A 25,688-nucleotide genomic window follows, 5' to 3' on the forward strand; every position below is an offset into this window, starting at 1 on the left:
TCTGGCACAACTGCCGGCTCTGCCCGGCTATTCCCGCATCGGACGGCCGCAATATTCGTCATCTGTGGCCGGTGAGGAGCCGGCGGAGTGCCTACAGGTACGGGCGGCCTACTGGTGCGGGCGGCGGCCGGCGGCGCGGAGCCGGGCAATGGCTTCGGCCGGGTCATCGGCGCCGTAGACCGCGGACCCTGCGACGAAGACGTCCGCCCCTGCCCCGGCGGCCCGCTGGATCGTCTTTTCGGTGATGCCGCCGTCGACCTGGAGCTTGACGTCCAGCCCGGACGCGTCGATCGCGGCCCGGGCGCGCCTGATCTTGGCCAGGGTCAGGTCGAGGAATTCCTGCCCGCCGAAACCCGGTTCCACGGTCATGATGAGGATCATGTCCAGTTCGCCGAGCATGTCCAGGAACGGTTCCACGGCGCTGCCGGGCCGCAGGGCAATGCCTGCCTTGGCGCCGCGGGCCCGCAGTTCGCGGGCCAGCTTAACCGGTGCGATCGACGCCTCGGCGTGGAAGGTCACCGAGGCGAGGCCGGCGTCGGCGTAGGCGGGCGCCCAGCGGTCGGCGTGTTCGATCATCAGGTGGGCGTCCAGCGGAATCGGGCTGACCTCCTGCAGCCGCTGGACGACGGGCAGGCCCAGCGACAGGTTGGGCACGAAGTGGTTGTCCATCACGTCCACGTGCACGGCATCGGCGGTCCGGATCTTGTGCAGTTCGGACTGCAGGTTCGCGAAGTCCGCCGACAGGATGCTCGGGTTGATGCAGCAATGGGCCATGGAGTCCTCTTCGTTCGGAAAGTTGGGAGCTGGTGCCAGTATGGCCCGAAGCTCAGGCTTTTTTGTGGATCAGGGCCAGGAACATGGCGTCCGTCCGGTGCCGGTGCGGCCAGAGCTGGGCGGTCAGGTCGTGGCCGGCCTCGAGGTGCCCGGTGAGGCTGACCTTGTCCAGTGCTTCGCCGGCGTCGAGCAGTTCCAGGTCATCGCGTTTGCGCAGGGCGTCACTGACGACGGCGGTGGTCTCGGCCGGGTGCGGGGAACACGTCACGTAGGCCACCACGCCGCCGGGCTTGACCGCGTCCAGGGCGGACTTGAGCAGGTCCCGCTGCAGCGGACCGAGGTCGGCAAGATCCTTGGGGCTGCGCCGCCAGCGCGACTCCGGGCGGCGCCGCAACGCGCCCAGGCCGGTGCAGGGCACGTCCACGAGGACCCGGTCGAACCCCTCGGCCATCTCGGTACCGACGTCGCGGCCATCACCGGTGCGCACGGTCCAGACCTCGTGCGGAACCGCGCTGAGGGCCTGGCTGACGAGCTTGGCGCGGTGCGGCGCCGGCTCGTTGGCCAGCAGGGTCGCGCCGTGCTGGCGGGCCAGGGCACCAAGCAGCGCCGCCTTCCCGCCGGGTCCAGCGCAGAGATCAAGCCAGCGTTCGCCGCCGTCCGCGGTGCCGGCAGTGCTGCCGGCGTTGCCGCCGCCAGCCAGGTCCACCGCGGCCAGGGCGCGGGCGACCAGCTGGGAACCGACGTCCTGCACCCGGGTGCTGCCCTCCCGTACGGAGGCGAGGCGGCCGAGGTCGCCGCCGGCGGAGAGCGCCGAGCCTTCGACCAGCTCGCCGGGCGTTGCGCCGTTTTCCAGGGCCTCGTCGAGGTTGCCCAGGCCGGGCAGTGCCACGAGGTTCACCACCGGAGCGGCGTTGTCCGCCGCGAGGAGCTCGGTGATTTCCGAGACCGGACGGCCGTGGGCGACCAGGGACTGCCGGAAGGCCCGCACGATCCATTCGGGGTGGGCGTACCGGACCGACGCCTCCTGGGTCTCGTCCGCTTCGCCGCTGAGCAGGAGCTCCAGCCACTCGTCCAGTGTGTGCGCGGAGACCTTGCGGAGCACGGCGTTGACCAAGCCGGAGGGTCCGGCGCCAATCACGGCGCGGGCCAGGCCTACGGTCTCGTCCAGGGCGGCGTGGGCCGGGACGCGCATGGCCAGCAGCTGGTGCGCACCGATCCGGAGCGCATCCAGGACGGCGGGGTCGAGCTGGTCCAGGGGGCGGTCCACGCAGCGGGCCAGGATGGCGTCGTAGGTGCCCTGCCCGCGAAGGGCTCCGTAGCTCAGCTCGGTGGCGAACCCGGCGTCGCGCTTGTCCAGGCCGTGGTGCCGGATGCGGGCCGGCAGCACCAGGTTCGCGTAGGCGTCCTCGGCCGCCACGGCACGCAGCACCTCGAAAGCGACGAGGCGGGCCGGGTCGGCGCGTCGGGTGCGCTGGGAGGGAGCGCTTTCGCTGAAGCCGCGCTTGGGGCCGCGGTTCCGTTCCCTGCCCTGCGCGTCGCGCCGGACACCGCCGCGCGGGTTCTGCCCGCCGGTGCCGCTGTTGCCCTGCCTGCCGGGCTGCCGGCCCCGTCCGCGGCCGCTGCCGCTTGCTCCGGACTCGCTCATTCGAAGACCACGCTTTCCAGTTTCGCCTGTCCGCGCGCCCAGTCGGCGGCGTTCATCATTTTCTTGCCCGCGGGCTGGACCCGGGTGAGTTCTACGGGGTGGGAGCCGGTGCCCACCAGCACGGATTTGCCGGCCAGGGCCACCCGCCCCGGCTCCAGTGCCGGTCCTTCGGGCCGCAGCAGCACCGGTTCGAGCTTGATCCGCTGACCGTCCACGGTGGTCCAGGCGCCGGGCTCGGGGGTGACGCCGCGGGCACGGCGGCCGATTGCCAGCGCCGGCTGGCGCCAGTCGAGGCGGCCGTCGTCCAGGGTCAGCTTGGGGGCGAGGCTGATGTCGCCCTGCTGCGGCACGGCGGCGGCCTGTCCGGCGTCGACGGCGGAGAGCGTCTGGGTCAGCAGCACGGCGCCGCTGTGGGACAGCCGCTCGAGCAGTTCACCGGCAGTGTCCTTGAGGCCGACCGTCTCGGTGAGGGTTCCGAAGACCGGGCCGGTGTCCAGGCCCTCCTCGAGCCGGAAGGTCACGGCGCCGGTCACGTCGTCGCCGGCAATGAGAGCGTGCTGCACGGGCGCCGCTCCGCGCCAGGCCGGCAGGAGCGAGAAGTGCAGGTTGATCCAGCCGTGCCGGGGAATGTCCAGGGCCGCCCGCGGGATGAGGCCGCCGTAGGCGACGATCGCGGCGACGTCGGGCGCGGCCGCGGCGATCCGGTCCGTGACGCCGGCGTCGACCTTCGCTGCGTGGATGATCTCGATGCCGAGCTCCGCGGCGCGGGCGGCAACCGGCGACGGCGTCAGCACGCGTTTGCGCCCCAGCGGCGCGTCCGGGCGGGTGAGGACGGCGACGACGTCGAAACCGGCCGCGACGAGCGCGTCCAGCGAGGGGACGGCGACGGCCGGGGTTCCTGCGAAGAGGACCCTCACTGGCCGGCCCCGAAGGACGCGCCGGCGCCGAAGCTGGAGCCGACGGACTTGGCGCGCTTCGCCGTCGTCTGCCCGGTGATGGCGTCGTAGTTGGCGTTGCGGATCGCGCGCAGGGCCTTCTTGCGGTCCTCGCCCTCGAGCCGGTCCGTGAAGAGGATGCCGTCCAGGTGGTCGGTTTCGTGCTGGAAGACCCGGGCGAGCATGCCTTCACCTTCCAGCACCACCGGGTTGCCGTGCACGTCGACGCCGGTGACCCGGGTGGCACGGTGGCGGCGGACCGGGAACCCCAGCCCGGGGATGGACAGGCAGCCCTCGACCTCGTCCGGCTGGAAATCGTCGCTGTTTTCCAGCACGGGGTTGATGATGTGGCCCTCGACGCCGCGGATACGGTAGGTGAAGACCCGCTGGCTGATGCCGACCTGGGGTGCGGCCAGGCCGGCGCCCTCGACGTCCTCCATGGTTTCGGTCATGTCGGCGACAAGCTTCTCCAGCTCAGGCCCGAATTCCGTGACGGGATCGGCGACGGTGCGCAGCACGGGGTCGCCGATGATACGGATATTCAAAATGGCCATGGGCTGTCTGTCCTCACGGTAGGCGGCTAGGGATCCCAACCAGTTTAGTGCCAGCCCCGGGCTGGGATTTAGCGCGCCACCGGCGGCGCGATCGGCAGGAGCGCCGGTCCGGCGGCCCGGGTGTCTGCGGACATCTCCCAGACGCGGCGCAGGGCGCAGAACTTCCACCAGTGGTGTTTGAGGATTTCGGGGTTTGCCCGCTGCGGCCTGACTTCCGTCTCGCCGATGGCGACGGCCAGCAGGATGGGTGACTCGCCGTGCTGCCAGGGCTCCCACTCCCCTGCCACCGGGTCCACGAGGCTTTCCTCGGCCTTCATGCCGGCCACCAGCTGCATGACAACCTTGTCGTCGAGCGGCTTGACCGTGCCGTCCCGGGTGGTTCCCTTGGTCTTGTAGTCGATCAGGCACGTGCGGCCGTTGATCTTGGCCACCAAGTCCAGGGTCCCCGCATAGCCGACCGTGGCGTTCCAAACCGTAATCTCCGGCGCGATGGGTTCCACCTGGAACAACTCCCACCATTCGTCGAAGCGGGCAGCGAAGGCTTCTTCGCCGTTGGCCGCGAGGGCTTCCCGGGTTTCCTGCATCCGGTGGGGACGGCCGAGGGCGCGCAGTGCCACTTGCTCGCAGTAGTTATGCACCCGGTCCCCGCGCTTTGCGGCGTCGTCCCGGTGGGTCTCCGCGGCCTTGGCGGCCCGACTGACCGCCTGGCGGATCTTGGCGGGGCTGCCCAGGATGGCAGGCAGCTGCGGGTCGGCGGCGAGGCTGTTCGCTCCCATGTACCCGAACCAGCCGTCCAGGCCGTGCGGCTGCTGCCCGATGACCGTGGTGATGGAGGGGACGGAGAACTGCGCGGACGTGGAGCGGGCGTACATCCGTCCGTATTCGGTGGCGTGGGCAAGAAGCGGGGCGGTCATAGCGTGACTCTTTCACAGGGGTCGGACACTGTAGGAGGACGCCGCAGCGGGCGGCCGCACGGCAGGCGGCGGCACGCGGGCTGCGGCATAACAAAAATGGTCCGCCCCGCTCTGCTGAGCGGAACGGACCATTTGCCAGGTGGGCGATACTGGGTTCGAACCAGTGACCTCTTCGGTGTGAACGAAGCGCGCTACCACTGCGCCAATCGCCCCGGTGCCCTTGAATGCTAGCCCACCCCTGCGGCAATTACGAAATCGGCCCAGGGTGTCGCATCCGGCACGTCAACCCGCCCCGCCGCCGTCGCCGTTCCAGCCGCCGCGCTAGCACCGCGCTGCATCCATTTGACGGAGATGGCCGCTTCGAGGGCCTCTTTAGGAACCGCTTTCGTCCAATCCCTAGCCGGGGCGCGCAGCGCGGCCCCGGACACCCGCACCCTGCGCCATGGCTCGCGCACCGCAGTCGGCGTCTCTGTCCTTCGATGGGCTGCCCGGCGGGGCTCCGAATTACACACCTGTAATTAGCAGAATCCGCGAGATTGCAGGGAAGCAGCGGGGTCCCGGCCGCCTGCCGAGGCTCCGATTTGTAAGTTCCCTGAACCTCCTATAGAGTTCTTACTCGTTGGAACGCGAGGAAATGCCGATTGCGGCAGGAAAATCGCAGCCAACATTGCGGACGTAGCTCAGCTGGTAGAGCACCACCTTGCCAAGGTGGATGTCGCGAGTTCGAATCTCGTCGTCCGCTCGCAGGACACTGTCACGGCAGACGGATTCTTCGGAATCCTGCTTACACGGTGGGTTGGCCGAGAGGCGAGGCAGCGGCCTGCAAAGCCGTATACACGGGTTCGAATCCCGTACCCACCTCGGTGAAAACCCTGGTTTCCGGTTCACGCCGGATGCATAGGGGCGATTGGCGCAGCGGTAGCGCGCTTCCCTGACACGGAAGAGGTCACTGGTTCGATCCCAGTATCGCCCACCAAAGCAAGGCAACTTGCTTGATCCAGTACCGCCGGCATAGCCGGAATGGACTAAATGCGGACGTAGCTCAGCTGGTAGAGCACCACCTTGCCAAGGTGGATGTCGCGAGTTCGAATCTCGTCGTCCGCTCTCTTGTTTCAACAATTCCACTCCGGATCCTTCCGGTTGCGGGCGATTGGCGCAGCGGTAGCGCGCTTCCCTGACACGGAAGAGGTCACTGGTTCGATCCCAGTATCGCCCACCAAGAGAGCAGCTCCCCCGGGAGCTGCTTTTTTCGTTTCCCAGGATTTCTCCCCGCCATCCGCCGCGGGCCTCGCGCCAGGCTCATTGCCCCCCCGATCCCAGGGCCTTTCTCCTCTGGGCGTATTCCCTTGGCAGGCTCCGGCCCGGCGGTTAGCATCGGAAGTGCTAGGAGCGATCTGGCTCCGCGACTGAAGGGAGGTGCCCGTGGGTTTAATTGACGATCTTAAGGGCAAGGCTCAGCATCTGATTGGTGGCAACGAGCAGGCCATCAAGGACGGCATCGAAAAGGCGGGTGATTTCGTCGATTCGAAGACCGGCGGAAAGTACGCCGATAAGGTCGATACCGTCCAGCGTGGCGCCTCCGACTACGTCGACAACGCGAACGGCCGGCCGGCAACGGCCCCCGCCGCAGAGCCGCACGTCGCGGAAGTGCCCCCAGTCACCGGGGAACCCCGGCAGCAGGGCCTCTGACCCAGGTACGTCAGCGAGGTGCCGGTCCCGCCGAGAGGCGGCGCCGGCACCTTCGTCGTTTAAGCAGCGGCCGGGTCAGGCCGCCGGAAGGACCGGAACGCTACGACGGCTCGTGGTTCTGGCCCTCGCGGGCCAGGGCGGTGAGGCGGGAGACGGCACGGAAGTACTTCTTCATATACCCGCCGGTCATCATTTCCTCGGTGAAGAGCTGGTCAAAGGGCACGCCGCTGGCCAGGATCGGCACGTCCTTGTCGTAGAGCCGGTCAGCGAGCACGACGAAGCGCAGCGCCACGGCCTGTTCGGTGATCGTCTCCACGTTGCGCCAGACGACGCCGTCGATCCCGTCAATCAGCTGGCGGTAGCGGCTCGGGTGGACACCGGCGAGGTGGTTGATCAGGGTGCTGAACTCGTCCTTGGCGACCGTCTTGCCGTCGAACTCCGCCTGCATGTGGTGGGTGAGTTCGTCGTTGCGCAGCGGCGCGGGCGCCTTGGGCAGCCCGCGGTGGCGGAAGTCCTCGCCGTCGATCCGGACGACGTCGAACTGGTCGGCCAGCACCTGGATTTCTCGCTGGAAGTCGACGGCGGCGAAGCGGCCGTCACCGAGGGAGCCCGGCAGGGTGTTGGACGTGGCCGCGAGCTTCACGCCGGCGTCGGCCAGTTCGCGCATCAGCCGGGACATCAGCACCGTGTCACCCGGGTCGTCGAGTTCGAACTCATCGATGCACACGAGCTTGTAGTGGCTCAGCGCCTCGACCGTCTTGCGGAAGGACAGAGCGCCCACCAGATTGGTGTACTCCACGAAGGTGCCGAACGCCTTGGGGCCCGGGGCCGCGTGCCACAGCGAGGCCAGCAGGTGCGTCTTGCCGACGCCGAAGCCGCCGTCGAGATAGATGCCCGCCCGGGACTCCTGCTTCTTGCCGAACAGCCGCTTGAACAGCCCCTCGCCGTCGCGGGAGCCGACGCCGGCGGCGAAACTCTGCAGCGCGTGCACGGCGTGGGCCTGGCTCGGCTGCGCGGGATCCGGCCGGTAGCTGGCAAAGGAGACCTCGCCGAACCGCGGTGACGGATAAAACCCGTTGAGGAGTTCATCGACGGAAACCGCCGGCGTTCTGGCGGCAAGCTGTTCGATCTGTACCAAGGTGGTCCGTTCTGCTGGTCTCGTGTCCCCAGAAAGGATACCGGCAATGGGCGCGCCCGCTTCCGGGCGGCCGCGTCGACGTGACGAAGGCCATATTTCCGTGTGAGTACCCGGTGGAGCAAACCCGGCGCCGCGTGGCTAGTGTTGTAACAGGCCCGTCGCCGCGCAGCAGCCACGGCCCGGCCTCCCGACCGCCCAGTGAAAGGCCAGCCCCATGCCCTACCCCGTTGAGCAGAACGAGAAATTCGCCGCCTACGCCCACCCCGAACGCCTGGTCTCCACCGAATGGCTCGCCGCGGCACTAGACGCCGGCGCGCTCGACGGCGGGAAGCTGGTGCTGGTCGAGTCCGACGAGGACGTGCTGCTCTACGAAACCGGCCACATCCCGGGGGCCGTCAAGATCGACTGGCACACCGACCTGAACGACGAGGTCACCCGCGACTACGTGGACGGTGCGGCGTTCGCCGCCCTGGCCGCGGCCAAGGGCATTTCCCGGGACAGCACGGTCGTGATCTACGGCGACAAGTCGAACTGGTGGGCCGCGTACGCGCTGTGGGTCTTCACGCTCTTCGGCCACGAGGATGTCCGGCTGCTCGACGGCGGCCGCGACAAGTGGATGGCCGAGGGCCGCCCGCTCACCACGGACAAGCCCGCCGGGACCCCCGGCGACTACCCGGTGGTGGAGCGCAACGATGCCCCGATCCGCGCCTTCAAGGACGACGTCCTGGCCCACTTGGGCAAGCCGCTGATCGACGTCCGCTCGGCCGAGGAATACACCGGCCAGCGCACGCACATGCCCGCATACCCGGAAGAGGGCGCCCTGCGCGGCGGCCACATCCCGACCGCCGCCTCGATCCCGTGGGCCCGTGCCGCCGCCGAGGACGGCACCTACCGCAACCGGGGCGAACTCGAGGCCCTCTACCTGGACGAGGCCGGGCTGACGCCGGGCGACGACGTCGTGGCCTACTGCCGGATCGGCGAACGGTCCAGCCACACCTGGTTCGCCCTGAAGTACCTGCTGGGCTTTGACAGCGTCCGGAACTACGACGGCTCATGGACCGAGTGGGGCAACGCCGTCCGGGTCCCGATCGTCAAGGGCGCCGACCGCGGCACCGTCCCGGTCGGCAAGTAAACTGGAACAGATGACTACCTCCGCCCTCCCCGCCGCCCTGGCGGAAATCGTTGACGACTTCCAGGCCCTCGAAGAAGCCGAGCGGCTGCAGTTGCTGCTGGAATTTTCCCGCGAGCTGCCCGATCCCCCGGCCCGGCTGCAGGACCATCCGGAGCTGATGGAGCAGGTGGTGGAGTGCCAGTCGCCGCTGTTCCTGACCATCGAAACCGAGTCCGGCGACTCCGGCTCGGCCGAGCGGGTGCGGCTGTTCTTCAAGGCTCCGCCCGAGGCGCCCACGACCCGCGGTTTCGCCGGCGTGCTGCACGAGGGGCTGGACGGGCTAAGCCCGGCCGAGATCCTGGCCGTCCCCGACGACATGCCCGAACAACTGGGCCTGACCCGGGCCATCACGCCGCTGCGGATGCGCGGCATGACGGCAATGCTCGGCCGGATCAAGCGCAAGGTCGCCGAACTGCCGCAGCAGGGCTAGGCAGCGGCATGGCCCGCAAGCAGGCGTCCCAGGGCACCCCGGCCACCGCGGCACTCGCGGCAGCCGGGGTGTCCTTCGTCGCCCATCCCTACAGCCACGACCCCGCCGCGCTCAGCTACGGCCTGGAAGCCGCCGAGGTGCTGGGCATCGACCCCGCCCGGGTCTTCAAAACGCTCATGGTCGACGTCGACGGGCACCTGGCGGTCGGCGTCGTCCCGGTCAGCGGCAACCTGGACCTCAAAGCGATGGCCGCCGCGGTGGGCGGCAAGAAAGCGGCCATGGCCGACCCGGCGACGGCGCAGCGCCGCACCGGCTATGTGCTTGGCGGCATCTCCCCGCTGGGGCAGCGCCAACCCTCCCCCACCGTGCTGGACGAGAGCGCGCTGGCGCTGGAGACGATCCTGGTTTCTGGCGGCCGGCGCGGGCTGGACCTGGAGCTCAGCCCGGCGGACCTGGTCCGGCTGACCGCTGCCACCACGGCCAGGATCAGCACCCGCCACCGCTGAGCGCGAACGTACACTTGAGGCCCTTTTCCCACAGGGATTGGGGCCCCAACTGTCCGTTCGCGCTCCCCCTAAGGGCTCCAACTGTACGTTCGCGCTTCCGCGGAGGGCTCCAACTGTCCGTTCGCGCTTCCGGGGGTCAGCCTGCCGGGGTGGGGCGGGGCGCCAGCTGCTGCCGGAGCCAGGCGCTGACCAGCGACTCCCAGCGCTCCGGCTCCACGTTCCACTCCTTCGTATGCCGCGCGGTCGCGAAAGCCTCGAAGGTCACCATCTCGGGGTTCTTCTCCGCCAGCGCCGCGGACGGGCCGTAGGGGACGTATTCGTCGTCCACCGAGTGCAGGATCAGCGTCGGTGTCCGCAGTTCCACGGCCCGGGAGACCCAGTCCATCGCTTTGAGGTCCACGGGGGCGGCCAGCCCGGTGAGCCGGCGGCCCAGCGGGTGGCTCATCATCAGTTGCCCGTAGCGTCCGACGGCGGACGGGATCCGGTTCAGCTGGGCGTGGTGTGCCAGCACGTTGACCCAGTCGATCACCGGGGCGTCGAGCACCATGGCCCGGATCAGGTGGTGGTAGCGGGACAGGTCCGCCGTCTGCAGGCAGATCGCCCCGCCCATGGACCAGCCGAAGAGCACGACCTCGGTGGCGCCGTGGTCCAGGGCATAGCCGATCGCGGACTCGACGTCGCGCCACTCGGTGGAACCCAGGCCGTAGCGGCCGTCCTCGGCCGAGGGCGCCAGTCCGTCGTTGCGGTAGGAGATCAGCAGGCTGGACAGGCCCTGGTCCCGGGCCACCCGGACCGCCCGGAGGCCCTCCTGGCGGGTGGCGCCGCGCCCGTGCACCATGATGGCCCAGATGTTCGGGGCCGGCTTCCCGTCCGACGGCGCTGCCGGTACAAACCACGCGGGAGCCGTGCCGCCGTCGACCTCGATCTGCACGTCCTCGTAGGGCAGCCCGAGGGCCGCCGGGTCGGGATGGACCGCGCCGCTCCAGTAGCCGCGCCGCGCACTGGTCAGGTCTCCGCTGTAGACCGCCTCGACCTCGCGCAGCACCGTCTGCTCGGACGGCGAATAGGACACCACCCGGCCCAGCCGGGCGTGTCCCCGGCCGCCGTCGAAGAACAGGCCGTAAACGCCCTCCACCGTGGAGTCCATGGTCGCCTTGAGGATGACCTGCTGCCGGCGGCCGTCGCGGATGACCGCCAGGATCTCCTGGTCTTCCTCCCGCACGCGCACCGGGGTGATGACGCGGCGGGCAAAGTATAGGGCCAGCGCCGAGGAGCCGGCGGCCAGCAGGCTGGCCGCCGCGCCGCCGCCGAGGATCCCGCCCACGGCCCACCGGGCACTGCCGGCGCCCTGGTCGGACCGGACGGGCGGGAGCGCAGCCGGGCGGGCAGTTGAGCTCGCAGCTGAGAGGGCAGCAGCAGGGCCGGTTGCACGGGCGGCGGAGTTGCGCGGCGGCGGGGCCAGGCGCGGAAAGGATCCCATGGTCCATTCTTACCGCACGCGTGTCCAACCCCCGCACCGGGCCCGCCGCGCCCGTCCGTGCGGCGCCGGCGGTGCGGGGACTAGGCTGGGGGCATGAGCGACCCAATCGTCATCCTGACAGAAGAGCCCCTCGGCGCGGACGACCGCGTCAATATCGCCACCCTGGTGGCCGACGGCGACGTGCCGCTGGTGGTGCTGGTCCCGGCCAACACCGAGCGGCACCTGCTGGTGGACTTCCTCGAGAATCTTTCCCTGCTGGAGATCGCCAAGGCATTCCGCGAACTGACCGCCCGGCATCCGGACCCGGCCGAGGAGCGGACGGCTGCGGCCGAAACCCTGGCCACCTCGCTGGCCACGCTCGGCGGCCTCGGCGGCGGCGTCACGGGCGAGGTCGTCGAGGGCAAGGCCGTGGACGGCCTGGTCGCCAAGGTCCGGGAACTCAACGCCAGCCAGGCCGTGGTGATCACCCGGCCGCACGCGGTCGCCGACACCTTCCACACCGACTGGGCCAACGAAGCCCAGGACAAGCTCGGGGTTCCGGTCCTGCACCTGTACGCCGGGTCGGGATTTATCGGGGACTCCTAGGCGTTGATGAAGTCATGAGTATTTTCGGCAACAAGCCCACGAACCCGTCCGTCACCCTCCCCGGCACCACCGCGGGCGCCGCCGACGCCGGCAGCCCGGCCGCGGCGGCCAAGACCGACGAGCAGTGGCGTGAAGAGCTCAGCCCTGAGGAATACCACGTGCTGCGCCAAGCCGGCACGGAACGTCCCTACACGGGCGAGTACTGGGACACCCACACCGAAGGCGTCTACCAGTGCCGGGCCTGCGGCAGCGAACTGTTCACCAGCCGGGAAAAGTTCGATTCGCACTGCGGCTGGCCCTCCTTCTGGGCCCCGCTGGCGGACGGCACCGTGCGCTACATCCACGACCGCAGCCTGGGCATGGAGCGCATCGAGGTCCGCTGCGCGGCCTGCGACTCACACCTGGGCCACGTTTTCGAGGGCGAGGGCTACGGCACGCCAACGGACCAGCGCTACTGCATCAACTCGGTATCGCTGCGGCTCGTTCCCGCGGCGGAGCCCGCTGCGCCGGAGGCGGAGGCTTAGGCCAGCCCGCGGTGGGGCTGGTTCTGGCGTGGCCGCGGACACGTCAATGACTCAGAGTCTCTTATGCTCACGCCGTTTTTGAGTTAGCGGTTCTGGTTGCTTGTTACGCTCGGCTTAGACGTTCCCAGCAACCAGAAAGGCGACCGACGATGACCACCACCGCCCTCACCGCCCCCGCCCCGATCACCGCCGCCAGCCCGGAATGGCAGCGGCTCAAGGCCGCCGCCACCGCCCTGCAGGCACTCCAGGTCCAGGATGGTTCCGTACCGGAGACCGCCGACCACAGCGCAGCCGCGGCCCACGTCGCCACCATCACCGAGGCAATCGCGGCACTGGCGCCGTCGTTCCCGCACGACGCCCGCTACCTCGAACTCCTGGTCACCGACTTCGCCCGCTGGGCCGACGGCGGTTTCGGCGTCCCCGACTTCCTGGACTCCCTGCAGGCCTTCGCGCCGCAGGAGCACCGGGTCAACGGCCTGCAGCACCTCGTGGTCTTTCCGATGTACACCCAGAACGGCAGCAGCAACCGCCTGGTCGAGGCCGTGCTGATCGAAGTGATCTGGCCCGAGTTCATCGACGGCCTGGAAGCCGGCGAATACTCCAACAAGCTCTTCGTGCCGATCCGCTTCCTGGACTTCACCCCCGGCTATGACACCAACTCCGCGGTGCTCTTCCCGGAGACCGTGGCCGTCCGCGAGACCCCCACCTTCACCTGGGGCGCCATCTTCGCCGACCGCGAGGCCGCCCGCTTCCGCCGCGTCCTGCGCGCCGCCGCGGACATCACCTCCCTGCAGCTGCCCGAGGACGCCGCAGCCCTGCTCGAGGACCAGGACCTGACGCAGGAAACCTTCGTGATGTGGGACCTCATCCACGACCGCACCCACATGCGCGGCGACCTGCCCTTTGATCCGTTCATGATCAAGCAGCGCATGCCCTTCTTCCTGTACTCGCTGGAGGAACTGCGCTGCGATCTCACGGCGTTCCGCGAATCGGTGAAGATCGAAAAGGACGAAGACGCCGACCCGGAGGCCCGCCGTCACGCCAAGCTGGTGCAGTACGCAGTCATCTTCGACCGCATCTTCCGCTTCGCCATCACCGGCAGCCGCGTGCGCAACTACGACGGCCTCGGCGGCCAGCTGCTCTTCGCCTGGATGCACCAGCACCACGTGCTGCACTGGACCGACAGCAAGCTCAGCATCGACTGGGACGAGGTCGCCGACGTCGTGGTGGAGCTCGGCGCCAAGATCGAGGAACTCTACTGGCGCTCGATCGACCGCCCGAAGACCGCCCACTGGCTGGCTGCCTACGAGCTGATCTCCGGCACCGTCACGCCGCACCCGGCCTCCGTCTGGGCGAAGGGTCCGGACGCGCTGCCGCTGGACGGCCCGCCGCGCGGCCTCACCGACCAGGTGATGGACGACGAGTTCCCGCTGTCCATGTTCTACGAGGCGCTGGAGAAGAAGATGCGCGCCGTGATTGAGTCCACCGCCGGAATCACGGGCACGTCCGACACGGGCAGCTCCAACGCCGCACTGAACGCCGGATGAGCGGCGGCGCCCTCAATATCCTGGTAGCCGGCGGCAGCAGCCCGTCGGGGGTTGCCGTGGCCCGCGCCCTCCGGGGCGCCGGCCACGCGGTCTTCACCGTCGGCTCCGACGCCGCCCGGATCGAGGCTGCCGCCGCGGCCGCCGGCGACGGCGTGGTGCCGCTGGCCTGCGACCTCGCCGACCCGGAGGAGGTCCGCGGGCTCCACGCGGATCTGCTCGAGGGGACCGGCGGCATCGACGGCGTCATCCACCTCGTCGGCGGCTGGCGCGGCGCGAAGGGCATCGCCGACCAAAGCGACGAGGACTGGGACTTTTTGGCGCGCAACGCCATCACCACCCTCCGCAACGTCAGCCGAACCTTCTACGACGACCTCGCCGCCTCCGGCACGGGGCGCCTGGCCATCGTCTCCTCGACCGCGGTGGCCAACCCCACGGCGGCCGGCGCCACCTACGCCGCCGCCAAGGCCGCCGCCGATGCCTGGACCCTGGCGGTCGCGGACGGCTTCCGGCGCGCCCAGGCAGGACACAAGGAGGAACCTGTCGAGCAGCACAGCGCGGCGGTGATCTTCGTGGTCAAAGCCCTCGTGGACGACGCCATGCGGGCAGCCTCCCCCGAACGCAAGTTCCCCGGCTTCACCGACGTCGAGGAGCTCGCGGCGGCCGCTGTCGGGCTGTTCGGGACCCCGGCCGCCGAGCTGAACGGCCGCCGGCTGCCTCTTAGCCGATGACCCGGCACCTCTCTAGACTGAAAGCGTGAGCAAAGCGATGACGACTACGGTCGAAACCACCACCGTCCCAGCAAGCACGGCGAGCCCGGCCCCGGCCCGGCTCCACGACCCGTCCGTCCGGGGCTTCGCCTCGGATAACTATTCCGGCGTGCACCCCGAGATACTCGCGGCCCTGGCCGCCGCCAACGAAGGGCACCAGGTCGCCTACGGCGAGGACGACTACACCGCCCGCCTGCAGCAGCTGATGGAGCAGCACTTCGGCGCCGGCATCGAGTGCTTCCCGGTCTTCAACGGCACCGGCGCGAACGTCCTGGCCCTGCAGTCCCTGCTTCCCCGCTGGGGCGCCGCGATCTGCGCCTCCACGGCCCACATCAACATGGACGAGAACGGCGCACCGGAGCGCATCGGCGGGATCAAGCTCCTGCAGGTCCCCACCCCCGACGGCAAACTCACCCCGGCGCTGATCGACCAGGAGGCCTGGGGCTGGGGTGACGAACACCGCGCCCAGCCGCTGGCGGTCTCCATCACCCAAACCACCGAACTGGGCACCTGCTACACCCCCGAGGAGGTCCGCGCCATCGCCGAGCATGTCCACGCCAAGGGCATGAAGCTGCACATGGACGGCGCCCGCCTCGCCAACGCCGCCGCGCACCTGGGCGTGCCGCTGCGCGCCTTCACCCGCGACGCCGGCGTCGACATCCTCTCCTTCGGCGGCACCAAGAACGGCCTGCTCTTCGGCGAGGTCGTGGTGGCCCTGAACCCGGAGGCCGCCCACGGCCTGGTCTACCTTCGCAAAATGAACATGCAGCTGGCCTCCAAGATGCGCTTCATGTCCGCGCAGTTCATCGCCCTGCTGGAAGGCGACCTGTGGCTGCGTTCCGCCTCGCACGCCAACGCCATGGCGGCCCGGCTCCGCGCCGGCGTCGAGTCGATCCCGGGCGTGGAGCTGAGCCAGAAGACCGAGTCCAACGGCGTCTTCGCGGTGCTGCCCGCCGGCGTCGCGGACCGGCTGCGGAAGTCCTTCCGCTTCTACGACTGGAACGAAGCGGCCCGTGAAGTGCGCTGGATGTGCTCCTTCGACACCACCGAGGAAGACGTTGATTCCTTCATCGCCGCCATCAAGCGGGAGCTCGCTGCCGGCTAGCGGCCCGCCCACCCCGGCCCGGCGGCGAGCCTGCCGGGGCCGGGCGGCGGCCGTGCATACCCTGTCACTGTGAACGCACTCGACCAGGTTCCCCCGGATTTCCGCTTCGCGCTGGAAACCCTGCGAAAGGCACGGGTCCGGGCCGAGCTGCGCCTCGACGAGATCCCGGCCCCGGCCCGGCTGGCGCCGTTCGCGGTGGCGCTGGGCGCCGAGGTGGTGGTCCCGGGCGGACTGCCGGGTTCGGTCCACGGGCCGGCGGCAGCCGCGCTGGCCCCGGCAGCCGGCAGCGACGACGTCGAACTCGCCACCGGCCGCTTCATCCTGCTCCACGACCCGGAGGGCTCGGCGGTCTGGGACGGCGAATTCCGGATCGTCACGTACATCCGCGCCCAGCTGGAACCGGACATGGGCAACGACGAAATGCTCGGCTCCGTGGCCTGGACCTGGCTGGTGGAGGCACTGGACAACCACGCCGCGGAATACCGCTCGGCGGGCGGAACCGCCACCCGGGTCCTCTCGGAGAGCTTCGGCTCGCTCGCGGACCGGCCCGGCACCATCGACATTGAACTGCGCGCCTCGTGGACGCCGGCCGGGCGGGACATCACCGCCCACCTGGAAGCGTGGTCGGACATGGTCTGCACCTTCGCCGGCCTGCCTCCCCTGCCCGACGGCGTCACGGCACTGCCGCGCCGCCGGTAAACTGGAGGCACCATGACCCCTCATAACCCGGAAACCACCACGGCCGGCACCGTCCCCGCCAGCTCCCCCGGCGCAGCTGGAGCTGCCGACACCACGGCCCACATCACGGTGGAAGGCTTCGACAGCCTGGTCCCCGAGGTCATCGACCTTGATGCTCCCCGCGACGGCGTCCCGCTCGTCATCGAAACCCAGGCGGGGCTGGAGCGCTGCGCCGCGGCCCTGGCCGCCGGACACGGTCCCGCCGGCGTCGACGCCGAACGCGCGTCCGGGTTCCGCTATGGCCAGCGGGCCTTCCTGGTCCAGATCCGGCGCGAGGGAGCCGGCACCTGGCTGATCGACCCGGAACCCTTCGGGGACCTGCGCATCGTCAACGACGCACTGCGCGGCGTCGAATGGATCCTGCACGCGGCCACCCAGGACCTCCCCTGCCTCTCCGAACTGGGCATGTGGCCGGACAGGCTCTTTGACACCGAACTCGCCGCCCGCCTGGCCGGCCTGCCCCGCGTCGGCCTGGCCGCCGTCATCGAACAGCTCCTCGGCTTCGGCCTGGCCAAGGAACACTCCGCCGCGGACTGGTCCACCCGGCCCCTGCCGGAACCCTGGCTGCGCTACGCGGCGCTCGACGTCGAGGTCCTCACCGAGCTCCGCGAAGAGCTGATCGAGATGCTCACCGCGGACGGCAAGCTCGAGTACGCCGAGCAGGAGTTCGCCGCGATCCTCGAAGCCGGCGTGGCTCCCCCGCGCGTGGACCCGTGGCGCAAAACCTCGGGGCTGCACCAGATCCGGGACCGCCGCCAGCTGGCCGCGGTCCGGGAACTATGGCTGGAGCGCGACTCGCTGGCCCAGAAGCGTGACGTCGCGCCGGGCCGGCTGATTCCCGATTCCGCCCTGGTGGCCGCCGCCAAGGCCATGCCGGGCACCGTCCCGCAGCTGCTCGGGACCAAGGGCTTCCACGGCCGGGCCGCACAGCGCGAAGCACCGCGCTGGCTGCGCTGCATCAGCGCCGCCCGCAGCCTCGAAGACCTTCCGCCGCTGCACCTGGCCACCAACGCTCCCCCGCCGCCGCGCGTCTGGGCAGACCGGGATCCGGAGGCCGCCGCCCGGCTCGCCACGGCCCGCCCCAAGCTGCAGGCACTGGCAGAGGAACTGAACCTGCCGGTCGAAAACCTGCTGACCCCGGACTACCTGCGCCGCGTGGCCTGGCGTCCGCCGGCGGAGATCAGCGAGGAAGGCATCGCCGAGGAACTGCAGAACCTGGGCGCCCGGCAGTGGCAGATCCAGCTGACCTCCCCGCTGATCGCCGACGCCTTCCTCAACCCGGCACCGCTGCCGCCCAAGGAACCCCGGGCAGCCGCGGCCGACCCGGCTCCCTGAGCGCGCCCCGCCGCCGTTCCGAAACTCCTTGCCAGCTAAGTTACCCGCGGGTAACATAGCTGGAGATGCCGTCTGGATCCTCCAGTCCCGCCAAGCCCGCGGGCCCGGATCCGGCACCCTGTCTCAATGAGGAGTTACACGTGAGCCAAGCCAGTCCCAGCGGGAACACCACCACCGCGCCGCCCGCCGTCGGACGGAACCGCAGCGTCCGCGACGTCGTCTTCGTCGACGGCGTGCGCACCCCGTTCGGCCGCGCCGGCGAGAAGGGCATCTACGCCGGAACCCGCGCCGATGACCTCGTGGTCAAGTGCATCCGCGAACTGATGCGCCGCAACCCGTCGCTTCCGGCGGAACGGATCGACGAGGTGGCCATCGCCGCCACCACCCAGACCGGGGACCAGGGCCTGACCATCGGCCGCACCGCCGCCCTGCTGGCCGGCCTGCCGCGCACCGTTCCCGGCTTCGCCATCGACCGGATGTGCGCCGGCGCCATGACCGCCGTGACCACCACCGCCAGCGGCATCGGCTTCGGCGCCTACGACGTCGTCATCGCCGGCGGCGTCGAACACATGGGCAACCACCCGATGGGAGCCGGCGCCGACCCGAACCCGCGCTTCATGTCCGAACGGATCGTCGACCCGGCCGCCCTGAACATGGGCAACACCGCGGAGAACCTGCACGACCGCTTCCCCGCCATCACCAAGGAACGCACCGACGCCTACGCCGTCGCCTCCCAGGACAAGCTGGCCGCCGCCTACGCCAAGGACCAGATCCAGCCGGACCTGGTTCCCGTCGCCACCATGAAGCCGGGCCAGGGCTGGACCGTGAACACCGTGGACGAACCGCCGCGCCCGGGTACCTCGGTGGAGGACCTGGCGGCGCTGCGCACCCCGTTCCGCGCCCATGGCCGCGTCACCGCCGGCAACGCCGCCGGCCTCAACGACGGCGCCACCGCGGCCCTGCTGGCCTCCGCCGACGCCGCCGAGGAACTCGGCCTGCCGGTCAAGATGCGCCTGGTCGGCTACGCCTTCGCCGGTGTCGAGCCGGAAGTCATGGGCATCGGCCCCGTCCCGGCCACCGAGAAGGCCCTGAAAAACGCCGGGCTCGGCATCGAGGACATCGGCCTGTTCGAAATCAACGAGGCCTTCGCCGTCCAGGTCCTGAGCTTCCTTGACCACTTCGGCATCGCCGACGACGACCCGCGGGTCAACCGCTACGGCGGCGCGATCGCCGTCGGACACCCGCTGGCCTCCTCCGGCGTCCGGCTGATGAACCAGCTGGCCCGCCAGTTCGAAGAGGACCCGTCCGTCCGGTTCGGCATGACGACCATGTGCATTGGCCTGGGCATGGGCGCCACCGTCATCTGGGAAAACCCGCACCACGCCGACTACGGCACCGACTACACCACCGAGACTGGAGCCGCAGCATGAGCGCCGCCGATTTCCACAAGCTTGCCGAGCTGTTTCCCAACGAAACGGTGACGCACTCCTACGTCCAGGACATCGAACTCCCCGCCGTGAACGGCACGAGCCCGGGCACCTTCGCGCTGGTCACCCTGGACAACGGCCTGGACCACTCCAAACCCACCACCCTGGGCCCGAACACCCTGATCGAGCTCGGCACCGTACTGGAGGGGCTGCGGGACCGCGCCGCGCGCGGCGAGATCGTCGGCGTCGGCGTGACCGGCAAGCCCTACTTCCTGGTCGCCGGCGCTGACCTGTCCACGGTCAAGTCCGTCAGCGGCCGCGAGCAGGGGCTCTGGATGGCGCAGCTTGGCCACGACGTCTACGCCACGCTGGCGAACCTCGGCGTCCCCAGCTTCGCGTTCATCAACGGCCTGGCCCTGGGCGGCGGACTGGAAATCGCCCTGCAGTCCACCTACCGCACGGTCTCCACCGGGGCGGGCGCCCTGGCCCTGCCCGAGGCGTTCATCGGGCTGATCCCCGGCTGGGGCGGCGTGTACATCCTGCCGCGGCTGATCGGTCCGGAAAACGCCGTCAAGGTCATGATCGAGAACCCGCTGAGCAACAACCGCACGCTGACCGGCCCGCAGGCCTATGAGCTGGGCGTGGCGGACGCGATCTTCGAACCGGCCGACTTCGTCGAGCAGTCCGTTGCCTGGGCCGCGCAGGTGATCGCCGGGACCGTAACGACCGCGCGCACCAACGCCGTCGACGCCGCCGCGCCGGAGGTTGCCGAACGCTGGGCAGCGTCCGTCGCGGCCGGCCGGGCGTTCGTGGAGGCAAAGACCTCCAACGCGTCCCCGGCTCCGGCCAAGGTGCTGGACGTGCTGGAGGCCAACCGCACCCTGACCCAGGCCGAATCCGCGGAGCTGGAATGCCAGACGCTCGCGGACCTGATGCAGACCGACGAGTTCCGCTCCACGGTCTACGCCTTCCTGGACCTGGTGCAGCGCCGCTCCAAGCGCCCTGCCGGCGCTCCGGACCGCAAGCTCGCCCGCCCGGTGACGAAGATCGGCGTCGTCGGCGCAGGCCTGATGGCCAGCCAGCTGGCCCTGCTCTTCGCCCGGCAGCTGAAGGTGCCGGTCGTGATGACGGACATCGACCAGGCGCGGGTCGACAAGGGCGTGGACTACGTACACGCCGAGGTGGACAAGCTCCTGGCGAAGAAGCGGATCAGTCCTGACGCGGCCAACCGGACCAAGGCCCTGGTTACCGGATCGGTGTCCAAGGAAGCCTTCGCCGACGCCGACTTCGTGATCGAGGCCGTCTTCGAGGAGCTCGGGGTTAAGAAGCAGGTGTTCAAGGAGGTCGAGGCGATCGCCTCGCCCGAATGCATCCTCGCCACCAACACCTCCTCGCTCTCCGTCACGGCCATGGCGGAGGACCTGCAGTACCCCGAACGCCTGGTCGGCTTCCACTTCTTCAACCCCGTGGCCGTGATGCCGCTCCTGGAGATCGTGCGCGCACCGAAGACCGACGACGCCGTCCTGGCCACCGCGTTCGAACTGGCCAAGGGCCTGAAGAAATCCGCCGTCCTGGTCAAGGATGCCGCCGCGTTCGTGGTCAACCGGATCCTGCTGCGGCTGATGGGCGAGGTGACCGCGGCGTTCGACGAGGGCACCCCGGCCGAGGTGGCGGACAACGCGCTGCGGCCGATGGGCCTGCCGATGACGCCGTTCACCCTCGGCGCCATGGTCGGGCTGCCGGTGGCCCAGCACGTGCAGGAGTCCCTGCACGCCGCCTTCGGCGACCGCTTCACGGTTTCAGCGAACCTGCAGGCGCTGATCGACAACGGCATCAAGTCCGTCTGGGATCCGGCTTCGGTCAAGGCCGGAAAGCCGGTCATCCCGGCGGAGACCCTGGCCCTGATGAGCTTCGGGGATTCACCCTCCACCGCCGAAGAGGTGCTGCGCCGCACCCAGGACGCCCTCGCGGAGGAGATCGGCCTGATGCTGAATGAAGGCGTCGTGGCCGGGCCGGAGGACATCGACCTCTGCATGATCCTCGGCGCGGGCTGGCCGATGTTCCTCGGCGGCATCACCCCGTACCTCGACCGGGTGGGCGCCTCCGAGCGGGTCAATGGCAAGAAGTTCCTGGCCCCGGGCGTCGCGTCCGAGCCGGCCGCCTAGCAGCCCGTTCGCCCGACACGACAGCGCCGCCGTTCCCGCCGACAGGCAGGAACGGCGGCGCTTTGGCGTGCTGGCCGTGCCGCCGCCAGGAGACCCCCGGTCAGCACTCGCAAATCATCAGCACATTGCCGTCGGGATCCTTGAAGTTGAACCACTGGCCATCACGGATTTCCGTGACCTCCGCGCCCCTGCCCTGCAGGTGGGCGTGCGCGGCCTGGATGTCGGAGGTGTTCAGGTGGAACGCCGGAACACGGAACACGGCGTCCGGTGCGAAGATCTTGCTGTCCAACACCAGCCCGGCCCCCTGCATGGGCAGCACGTAGAGATGGCCGAACAGGACCTCGCCGTCCGCCGGGACACCAAGCAGGGAGCAGTACCAGTCCCGCGCTTTTGCGACGTCACTGACCGGAACGAAGACGGTTCCGATCTCCGCGGCTATGGGGTTCATCGGCGGTTCCTCCTGGTTGGTGGTCCCGGCTCGGGTGCGGGAAAGCTCCCTGAAATATACCTGATCGGGATTCCGCCGTGGCTGGGACGTCGGTGTCTTTTGGCGGCGGCGCCTGCCCCGTCGCAGTCCCTCGCCCGTGGCATGATCGTCTCTGTGTCAATTGATGAGGAGGGGCGGGTGGCAGTGACCAGCGCCGTCGTGCGGCCCGGCGTTGAAGCGTGGCAGGCACTGTCGCGGCGGACCCGGGGGCGCCGGGATGGGATGTTCGCCTGGCTGATCGGGGTCTTGACGACCGCCGGCGCCTTCATCACGGACCGGGGGTGGGAGACCCTGGATGATCCCGGCTGGTCCGGCGCCTACCGCATAATCGACATGTTCGGGCTTGCGAGCATTCTCCTCGCCCTGAGTTTTTCCGTCGTTGGATCCCTGCTCCGGACCCACGCCCTGGTGGCTGCACCCTTGGTGTTGTTGGCAGCCGCCGTTCCGCACAGCATGGACGGCTACCGTTCCGGGGCTGTGTGGTGGCTTGGCGCTGCCGCTGCCGCCCTGTGGGCCGTCATCGCTGCTGTCCGGGCGTGGCATCGGCTGTGCGCGGTTCAGCGTCTCGCGCAGGCTTCCTCCACGGGACGAACGACGACGGTGGGCCCCAACGCCGTACGGGCAAGAAAACGGGCGTTGTGGCCGGGCCTGCTGATGCTGCTGCTGTTCCTGGCTACGGCGTGCGGCGGCTGGGCGCTGGCGTTCGGGACGCTGCCCGCGGAGCTGGGCCGGACCTACGAGGAGTTGGGGGAGGAATCTTCCTCGAACATGTTCGCGGCCGCGGCTATGGCGGCCAGCATCATGACAGTTGCCGCAGCGGTACAGCAGGGGTGGCGCCTTTTCGCGATGGGCCGGGTCGGACGGCGCTTGGTCTGGGAAATACCCGCGGCGGGGCACCCCGCCCAATGGTGGCTGTACGGGAACAACGACGCCGGCGAGGTGTCGATGGAGGCGGCTGAAGCACCCGGCTGTGATTGCCTGGCGGAGTTCAGGCTGGTCGTTCCTGACGGGGAGGATGAACTCGCGGCGGGCGCCGGCGTGCCGGCCTCGGACTATTGCCTCCTGCATGGCATCGACCGGATCAACGCGATGACGACCGCTGAGTTCACCGCGCTGAGTGGGGAAACCTGGTTGTGGGACATGGCCTCTGATCTGCCGGAGCCCGCGGACCCGGAGGCAATACGGTTTCGTCTCTACGGTTTTTGCGGGCACACCTTCGGCGGAATTCCCGTCCGGGAAGACCGGGGCGGCGTCGACGCGGTTTTCCCGGGAGTCCCGCCGGCCCATGAAGCCAGTGTGGCCGAAGCCGGCCCGGGGTGGGATAAGCCGCGGCGCCCGGAGGCCGGGGTGCAGGACACCATCGACCTACGCCCGGCCGGCTACGCCGGATTTGCGTTCCGCTACCGGCACGGCAGGGCATGGTTTGAGACCGCGCCCTCGACCGCGACTGGATAGGCTGTCGGCGCCGGGATGAGTCCGCGGCTCCTGCCCCGACGTTGCGGCGCCGCTCAGAGTTCCCGGAGGTTCCCGCCGTCGAGTGCAAGGACACGGTGGGCGTTGGCGCGGGCGTAGGCGAGATCGTGGGTGACCATGACGACGCCGGCTCCCCGCGCCGCCGCGCCAGTCACGGCGTGCTGCAGCCGTTCGAGCCCCGGCCGGTCCAGGCCCACGGTGGGTTCATCCAGGGCGATGACGGCGGGCCGGCGTGCCAGCACGGTTGCCAGGGCCAGCAGCCGCTGCTGTGAGGACGGCAGTTCCGCCGGGTGCGCCTGAGCGGCGCCGGCGAGCCCGACGGCGGCCAGCGCCTCTTGTGCCCGGTCCCCCGCCCCGGCACCGGCGAGCCGGCGCAACCCGAAGCTGACCTCCCGCAGCACGGTCCGTTCGAAGAGCTGGTCGCGCGGCTGCTGGAACAGCACGCCGACCCTCGCGGCGATGCGGCCGGCCGGGACGCCGGCAATGTTGGTGCCGGCGACGACGACGTCGCCGGTTTGAGGCCGCAGCAGTCCGTTGGCGTGGCGCAGCAGCGTGGATTTCCCGGCGCCGTTCGGGCCGGTGATGGCGACGATCTCCCCCGCCCGGAGCGTCAGGTCCAGGTCCCGCAGCACTGCCGCCCGGGCAGGGTCCCCGGCCGGCCCTGGTCCGGCTCCCCCGCGCGGCGTGCCAGCCCCATAGCCGAAGCCGATGCCCCGCAGCTCGAGAACGGCTGGCAATGCTGGCGGCGCCGGCAGGGTGCCCGGCATCCCCGCGGCTCCGCCCTCCTGCACTACGCCCGCGTCCCGGAGTGCCGCGCCTTCCTGGAGGTCCGCGGGCGAGCCGTCCGCGACGGCCGTCCCTCCATCCAGGATGATCCAGCGCCCGGCACTGCGGGCCAGCACGTCGGCCCTTTGGCTCAGCACCACGACGGCGGTCCCGGCGTCGAGCAGCCCGGCCACGAGGTTCCGGAGCCCACTGGCCCCTGCCGCGTCGAGGGAGGCCATGGGTTCGTCGAGGACCAGCACCTCGGGCCCGGCAATGACGGCGCAGGCGACGGCCAGCCGACGCAGCTCGCCGCCGGAGAGCTCCGCCGGGTCCCGCTCCGTCAGTCCGGAAAGTCCTGTCTGTTCGGCGACGCGTGCCACCTGCCGGATCATCTCGGGCCGGGGAACACCGCGGTTCTCCAGGCCGAAGGCCAGTTCCTCGGCCACGTTGGAACGCACCGTCGAGATGATGGCCGCGGCGTCCTGCGGCACATAGCCCACCCGGGCGGACCAGACGGCGGGGTTGATCCGGGGATCCCCGCTGCCGCCGTCGAAGTCCAGGCGCTCGGCGCCGAGTGCGAGGCTCCCGCGCATGACCCCGGAGTGGCCGGGGCGCAGCCAGCCGGCGAGCAGTTTGCCGAGCGTGCTCTTGCCGCTGCCGGAGCCGCCCAGCACGGCAGTCAGGGTCCCCGGCAAAAAAGAAATCCGGATGTCCCGCAGCGCAGCGGCCGCGTCGCCGTGGAAGCTAAAGCTGCGGATCCGGGCGGAGGCGGAGGCAGCACTCACGAGGGCACCGCCGTCGGCCACGCAGTCATCAGCCGCAGCACCACGGCGGCCGCGGCCAGGAGCAGTGCTGCGGCACGGAAGATGCGCTGCGCCGGCGGGTCCTGCAATTGCCGGTAGCTAGTCCGTGGACCCGGCAAGCCGAAGCCGCGCGCGTCCAGCGCCTGCGCCCTGAGCCCGGCATCCTCCACCAGTCCCAGGACCAGCGGCACCGCCTGCAGCCTGGCCGCAGCCAGCCGGGACAGCGGCCCGCGCCCGACCACCAGGCCGCGCGCTTCCTGGGCCTGCCGGATCTTCTCCAGGCGTCCGGCCATGGCCGGGACCAGGATGAGCGTGGAGGCGAGGACGAAGCTGAGTTGGGGAGGGATCCGCCGCGCGGCCAGGGCGGTGACCAGGTCCGGAACGCTGACGGTGAAGGAAAAGAGCAGGAGCAGCAGCACGCATGCGGCGGTCCGCGTACCCAGCTCCAGGGCGAAGCCCAGGCCTTCGGCGGTGACCCGGGCGGGCCCCCACTGCGCCAGCACGGTGTGCCCTTCCAGGAAGAACAGACCGTGGAGCACCAGCAGCGACAGGAAAAGCGGTGCCAGGATGACCCCGGCAGCCGCCAGCACCCGCGCGGCCACGCCCGCGCGCGCGGCGAGCAGCGCGGCGGCCAGCGCGACGGCGACGGACAACTGCCAGCTGGCGGCCGCCGTCGTCACGACCGCGGCGCAGCAGGCCGCGGTCAAGGCCGTCAGCGGGTGCAGGGACAT

24 protein-coding genes and 6 tRNA genes are annotated in these 25,688 nt (G+C 70.1%); 19 read left to right on the top strand and 11 right to left on the bottom strand.

Translation table 11 applies throughout. The annotated features are described in order from the left end of the window. Window positions 1-108 precede the first annotated feature (108 nt). From rpe to ASG71_RS12780, 6 genes are all read right to left on the bottom strand, one after another. Window positions 109-774 carry a ribulose-phosphate 3-epimerase gene (gene rpe, locus ASG71_RS12755; RefSeq protein WP_056739765.1) on the bottom strand — a complete coding sequence of 222 codons (666 nt, stop codon included), beginning with the start codon at window positions 772-774 and terminating at the stop codon, window positions 109-111. A gap of 52 nt (window positions 775-826) precedes the next feature. Then, the gene (locus ASG71_RS12760; RefSeq protein WP_056739766.1) at window positions 827-2,419 is read right to left on the bottom strand and encodes an RsmB/NOP family class I SAM-dependent RNA methyltransferase; all 1,593 of its coding nucleotides are present in this window, start codon (window positions 2,417-2,419) and stop codon (window positions 827-829) included. Then, window positions 2,416-3,336, bottom strand: coding sequence for a methionyl-tRNA formyltransferase (gene fmt, locus ASG71_RS12765; protein ID WP_056739769.1), 921 nt, complete (start codon window positions 3,334-3,336; stop codon window positions 2,416-2,418). The genes ASG71_RS12760 and fmt overlap by 4 nt, the downstream gene beginning before the upstream one ends. Further along, a complete protein-coding gene (gene def / locus ASG71_RS12770; RefSeq protein WP_056739771.1) occupies window positions 3,333-3,908 on the bottom strand; it encodes a peptide deformylase in 576 nt (191 codons plus the stop codon). Before def ends, fmt begins: the two co-directional genes overlap by 4 nt. A 68-nt stretch (window positions 3,909-3,976) precedes the next feature. Then, window positions 3,977-4,822, bottom strand: a complete 846-nt coding sequence (locus ASG71_RS12775; protein ID WP_056739773.1) for a cytochrome — start codon at window positions 4,820-4,822, stop codon at window positions 3,977-3,979. Between the two features lie 140 nt (window positions 4,823-4,962). Continuing rightward, window positions 4,963-5,034: transfer RNA gene (locus ASG71_RS12780), tRNA-Val, on the bottom strand. Between the two features lie 457 nt (window positions 5,035-5,491). Between ASG71_RS12780 and ASG71_RS12785 the strand changes: the two genes are divergently transcribed. The 6 genes from ASG71_RS12785 to ASG71_RS12810 all read left to right on the top strand — a co-directional run bounded on the left by ASG71_RS12785 (window position 5,492) and on the right by ASG71_RS12810 (window position 6,511). Next, window positions 5,492-5,564: transfer RNA gene (locus tag ASG71_RS12785), tRNA-Gly, on the top strand. A gap of 48 nt (window positions 5,565-5,612) precedes the next feature. Further along, window positions 5,613-5,683: transfer RNA gene (locus ASG71_RS12790), tRNA-Cys, on the top strand. A gap of 40 nt (window positions 5,684-5,723) precedes the next feature. Further along, window positions 5,724-5,798, top strand: a tRNA-Val gene (locus ASG71_RS12795). Window positions 5,799-5,853: 55 nt separating this feature from the next. Beyond that, window positions 5,854-5,926: transfer RNA gene (locus tag ASG71_RS12800), tRNA-Gly, on the top strand. Window positions 5,927-5,966: 40 nt separating this feature from the next. After that, window positions 5,967-6,041, top strand: a tRNA-Val gene (locus ASG71_RS12805). Window positions 6,042-6,244: 203 nt separating this feature from the next. Then, window positions 6,245-6,511 (top strand): antitoxin, encoded by a 267-nt coding sequence (locus ASG71_RS12810; RefSeq protein WP_056739775.1) that lies wholly within the window; start codon window positions 6,245-6,247, stop codon window positions 6,509-6,511. A 100-nt stretch (window positions 6,512-6,611) separates the two neighbouring features. Here the strand turns inward: ASG71_RS12810 and zapE are convergent, their stop codons facing one another. Further along, window positions 6,612-7,649, bottom strand: a complete 1,038-nt coding sequence (zapE, locus tag ASG71_RS12815) for a cell division protein ZapE (protein WP_056739777.1) — start codon at window positions 7,647-7,649, stop codon at window positions 6,612-6,614. A gap of 214 nt (window positions 7,650-7,863) precedes the next feature. On the opposite strand from zapE, the gene ASG71_RS12820 reads away from it, so the two are divergent. Genes ASG71_RS12820 through ybaK form a run of 3 tightly spaced genes read left to right on the top strand, consistent with a single transcriptional unit; the run spans window position 7,864 to window position 9,756 of the window. Further along, entirely contained in the window at window positions 7,864-8,781 is a 918-nt protein-coding gene (locus ASG71_RS12820) for a sulfurtransferase (protein ID WP_056739779.1), read from the top strand. 10 nt (window positions 8,782-8,791) lie between these two features. Next, window positions 8,792-9,250 carry a SufE family protein gene (locus tag ASG71_RS12825; RefSeq protein WP_056739781.1) on the top strand — a complete coding sequence of 153 codons (459 nt, stop codon included), beginning with the start codon at window positions 8,792-8,794 and terminating at the stop codon, window positions 9,248-9,250. A gap of 8 nt (window positions 9,251-9,258) precedes the next feature. Continuing rightward, window positions 9,259-9,756, top strand: coding sequence for a Cys-tRNA(Pro) deacylase (ybaK, locus tag ASG71_RS12830; RefSeq protein WP_056739783.1), 498 nt, complete (start codon window positions 9,259-9,261; stop codon window positions 9,754-9,756). A gap of 136 nt (window positions 9,757-9,892) precedes the next feature. Here ybaK and ASG71_RS12835 read toward each other — a convergent pair whose 3' ends face one another. Further along, window positions 9,893-11,236 (bottom strand): alpha/beta hydrolase family protein, encoded by a 1,344-nt coding sequence (locus ASG71_RS12835; RefSeq protein ID WP_082575115.1) that lies wholly within the window; start codon window positions 11,234-11,236, stop codon window positions 9,893-9,895. A gap of 93 nt (window positions 11,237-11,329) precedes the next feature. On the opposite strand from ASG71_RS12835, the gene ASG71_RS12840 reads away from it, so the two are divergent. The 9 genes from ASG71_RS12840 to ASG71_RS12880 all read left to right on the top strand — a co-directional run bounded on the left by ASG71_RS12840 (window position 11,330) and on the right by ASG71_RS12880 (window position 21,429). After that, the gene (locus ASG71_RS12840) at window positions 11,330-11,821 is read left to right on the top strand and encodes a hypothetical protein (protein ID WP_056739786.1); all 492 of its coding nucleotides are present in this window, start codon (window positions 11,330-11,332) and stop codon (window positions 11,819-11,821) included. A gap of 14 nt (window positions 11,822-11,835) precedes the next feature. Then, window positions 11,836-12,345: a peptide-methionine (R)-S-oxide reductase MsrB gene (gene msrB / locus ASG71_RS12845; RefSeq protein WP_056739788.1), complete on the top strand. Its 510-nt coding sequence runs from the start codon at window positions 11,836-11,838 to the stop codon at window positions 12,343-12,345. 149 nt (window positions 12,346-12,494) lie between these two features. Then, window positions 12,495-13,892, top strand: a complete 1,398-nt coding sequence (locus tag ASG71_RS12850) for a DUF6421 family protein (protein WP_056739790.1) — start codon at window positions 12,495-12,497, stop codon at window positions 13,890-13,892. Next, complete coding sequence (locus ASG71_RS12855; RefSeq protein ID WP_056739792.1) at window positions 13,889-14,620, top strand: SDR family NAD(P)-dependent oxidoreductase; 732 nt, start codon at window positions 13,889-13,891, stop codon at window positions 14,618-14,620. Before ASG71_RS12850 ends, ASG71_RS12855 begins: the two co-directional genes overlap by 4 nt. 37 nt (window positions 14,621-14,657) lie before the next feature. Beyond that, a complete protein-coding gene (locus ASG71_RS12860) occupies window positions 14,658-15,764 on the top strand; it encodes a threonine aldolase family protein (RefSeq protein ID WP_056739794.1) in 1,107 nt (368 codons plus the stop codon). Window positions 15,765-15,833: 69 nt separating this feature from the next. After that, window positions 15,834-16,463 (top strand): DUF3000 domain-containing protein, encoded by a 630-nt coding sequence (locus ASG71_RS12865; protein WP_056739796.1) that lies wholly within the window; start codon window positions 15,834-15,836, stop codon window positions 16,461-16,463. Window positions 16,464-16,475: 12 nt separating this feature from the next. Then, window positions 16,476-17,837 carry an HRDC domain-containing protein gene (locus ASG71_RS12870; RefSeq protein ID WP_056739798.1) on the top strand — a complete coding sequence of 454 codons (1,362 nt, stop codon included), beginning with the start codon at window positions 16,476-16,478 and terminating at the stop codon, window positions 17,835-17,837. 140 nt (window positions 17,838-17,977) lie between these two features. Continuing rightward, window positions 17,978-19,267, top strand: coding sequence for a thiolase family protein (locus ASG71_RS12875; RefSeq protein WP_056739801.1), 1,290 nt, complete (start codon window positions 17,978-17,980; stop codon window positions 19,265-19,267). Continuing rightward, a complete protein-coding gene (locus ASG71_RS12880; protein WP_056739803.1) occupies window positions 19,264-21,429 on the top strand; it encodes a 3-hydroxyacyl-CoA dehydrogenase NAD-binding domain-containing protein in 2,166 nt (721 codons plus the stop codon). The genes ASG71_RS12875 and ASG71_RS12880 overlap by 4 nt, the downstream gene beginning before the upstream one ends. Before the next feature lie 100 nt (window positions 21,430-21,529). Here the strand turns inward: ASG71_RS12880 and ASG71_RS12885 are convergent, their stop codons facing one another. Next, window positions 21,530-21,877: a VOC family protein gene (locus ASG71_RS12885; protein ID WP_056739805.1), complete on the bottom strand. Its 348-nt coding sequence runs from the start codon at window positions 21,875-21,877 to the stop codon at window positions 21,530-21,532. A gap of 177 nt (window positions 21,878-22,054) precedes the next feature. Here ASG71_RS12885 and ASG71_RS12890 point away from each other — a divergent pair, with 177 nt between their 5' ends. After that, the gene (locus ASG71_RS12890; protein WP_056739807.1) at window positions 22,055-23,371 is read left to right on the top strand and encodes a hypothetical protein; all 1,317 of its coding nucleotides are present in this window, start codon (window positions 22,055-22,057) and stop codon (window positions 23,369-23,371) included. Window positions 23,372-23,424: 53 nt separating this feature from the next. Here the strand turns inward: ASG71_RS12890 and ASG71_RS12895 are convergent, their stop codons facing one another. Both ASG71_RS12895 and ASG71_RS12900 read right to left on the bottom strand, forming a co-directional pair. After that, window positions 23,425-24,939: an ABC transporter ATP-binding protein gene (locus tag ASG71_RS12895; protein ID WP_056740027.1), complete on the bottom strand. Its 1,515-nt coding sequence runs from the start codon at window positions 24,937-24,939 to the stop codon at window positions 23,425-23,427. Next, complete coding sequence (locus tag ASG71_RS12900; protein ID WP_056739809.1) at window positions 24,936-25,688, bottom strand: energy-coupling factor transporter transmembrane component T; 753 nt, start codon at window positions 25,686-25,688, stop codon at window positions 24,936-24,938. Before ASG71_RS12900 ends, ASG71_RS12895 begins: the two co-directional genes overlap by 4 nt.

It is taken from the genome of Arthrobacter sp. Soil763, assembly GCF_001428365.1.
Lineage (GTDB): Bacteria > Actinomycetota > Actinomycetes > Actinomycetales > Micrococcaceae > Arthrobacter.

Excerpts from the sequence above, each read along its gene's own strand:
- rpe (WP_056739765.1), bottom strand. The coding sequence starts at position 774 with ATGGCCCATTGCTGCATCAACCCGAGCATCCTGTCGGCGGACTTCGCG.
- ASG71_RS12760 (WP_056739766.1), bottom strand. The coding sequence starts at position 2,419 with ATGAGCGAGTCCGGAGCAAGCGGCAGCGGCCGCGGACGGGGCCGGCAG.
- def (WP_056739771.1), bottom strand. The coding sequence starts at position 3,908 with ATGGCCATTTTGAATATCCGTATCATCGGCGACCCCGTGCTGCGCACC.
- ASG71_RS12775 (WP_056739773.1), bottom strand. The coding sequence starts at position 4,822 with ATGACCGCCCCGCTTCTTGCCCACGCCACCGAATACGGACGGATGTAC.
- ASG71_RS12820 (WP_056739779.1), top strand. The coding sequence starts at position 7,864 with ATGCCCTACCCCGTTGAGCAGAACGAGAAATTCGCCGCCTACGCCCAC.
- ASG71_RS12825 (WP_056739781.1), top strand. The coding sequence starts at position 8,792 with ATGACTACCTCCGCCCTCCCCGCCGCCCTGGCGGAAATCGTTGACGAC.
- ybaK (WP_056739783.1), top strand. The coding sequence starts at position 9,259 with ATGGCCCGCAAGCAGGCGTCCCAGGGCACCCCGGCCACCGCGGCACTC.
- ASG71_RS12835 (WP_082575115.1), bottom strand. The coding sequence starts at position 11,236 with ATGGGATCCTTTCCGCGCCTGGCCCCGCCGCCGCGCAACTCCGCCGCC.
- ASG71_RS12840 (WP_056739786.1), top strand. The coding sequence starts at position 11,330 with ATGAGCGACCCAATCGTCATCCTGACAGAAGAGCCCCTCGGCGCGGAC.
- msrB (WP_056739788.1), top strand. The coding sequence starts at position 11,836 with ATGAGTATTTTCGGCAACAAGCCCACGAACCCGTCCGTCACCCTCCCC.
- ASG71_RS12850 (WP_056739790.1), top strand. The coding sequence starts at position 12,495 with ATGACCACCACCGCCCTCACCGCCCCCGCCCCGATCACCGCCGCCAGC.
- ASG71_RS12855 (WP_056739792.1), top strand. The coding sequence starts at position 13,889 with ATGAGCGGCGGCGCCCTCAATATCCTGGTAGCCGGCGGCAGCAGCCCG.
- ASG71_RS12860 (WP_056739794.1), top strand. The coding sequence starts at position 14,658 with ATGACGACTACGGTCGAAACCACCACCGTCCCAGCAAGCACGGCGAGC.
- ASG71_RS12870 (WP_056739798.1), top strand. The coding sequence starts at position 16,476 with ATGACCCCTCATAACCCGGAAACCACCACGGCCGGCACCGTCCCCGCC.
- ASG71_RS12880 (WP_056739803.1), top strand. The coding sequence starts at position 19,264 with ATGAGCGCCGCCGATTTCCACAAGCTTGCCGAGCTGTTTCCCAACGAA.
- ASG71_RS12885 (WP_056739805.1), bottom strand. The coding sequence starts at position 21,877 with ATGAACCCCATAGCCGCGGAGATCGGAACCGTCTTCGTTCCGGTCAGT.
- ASG71_RS12900 (WP_056739809.1), bottom strand. The coding sequence starts at position 25,688 with ATGTCCCTGCACCCGCTGACGGCCTTGACCGCGGCCTGCTGCGCCGCG.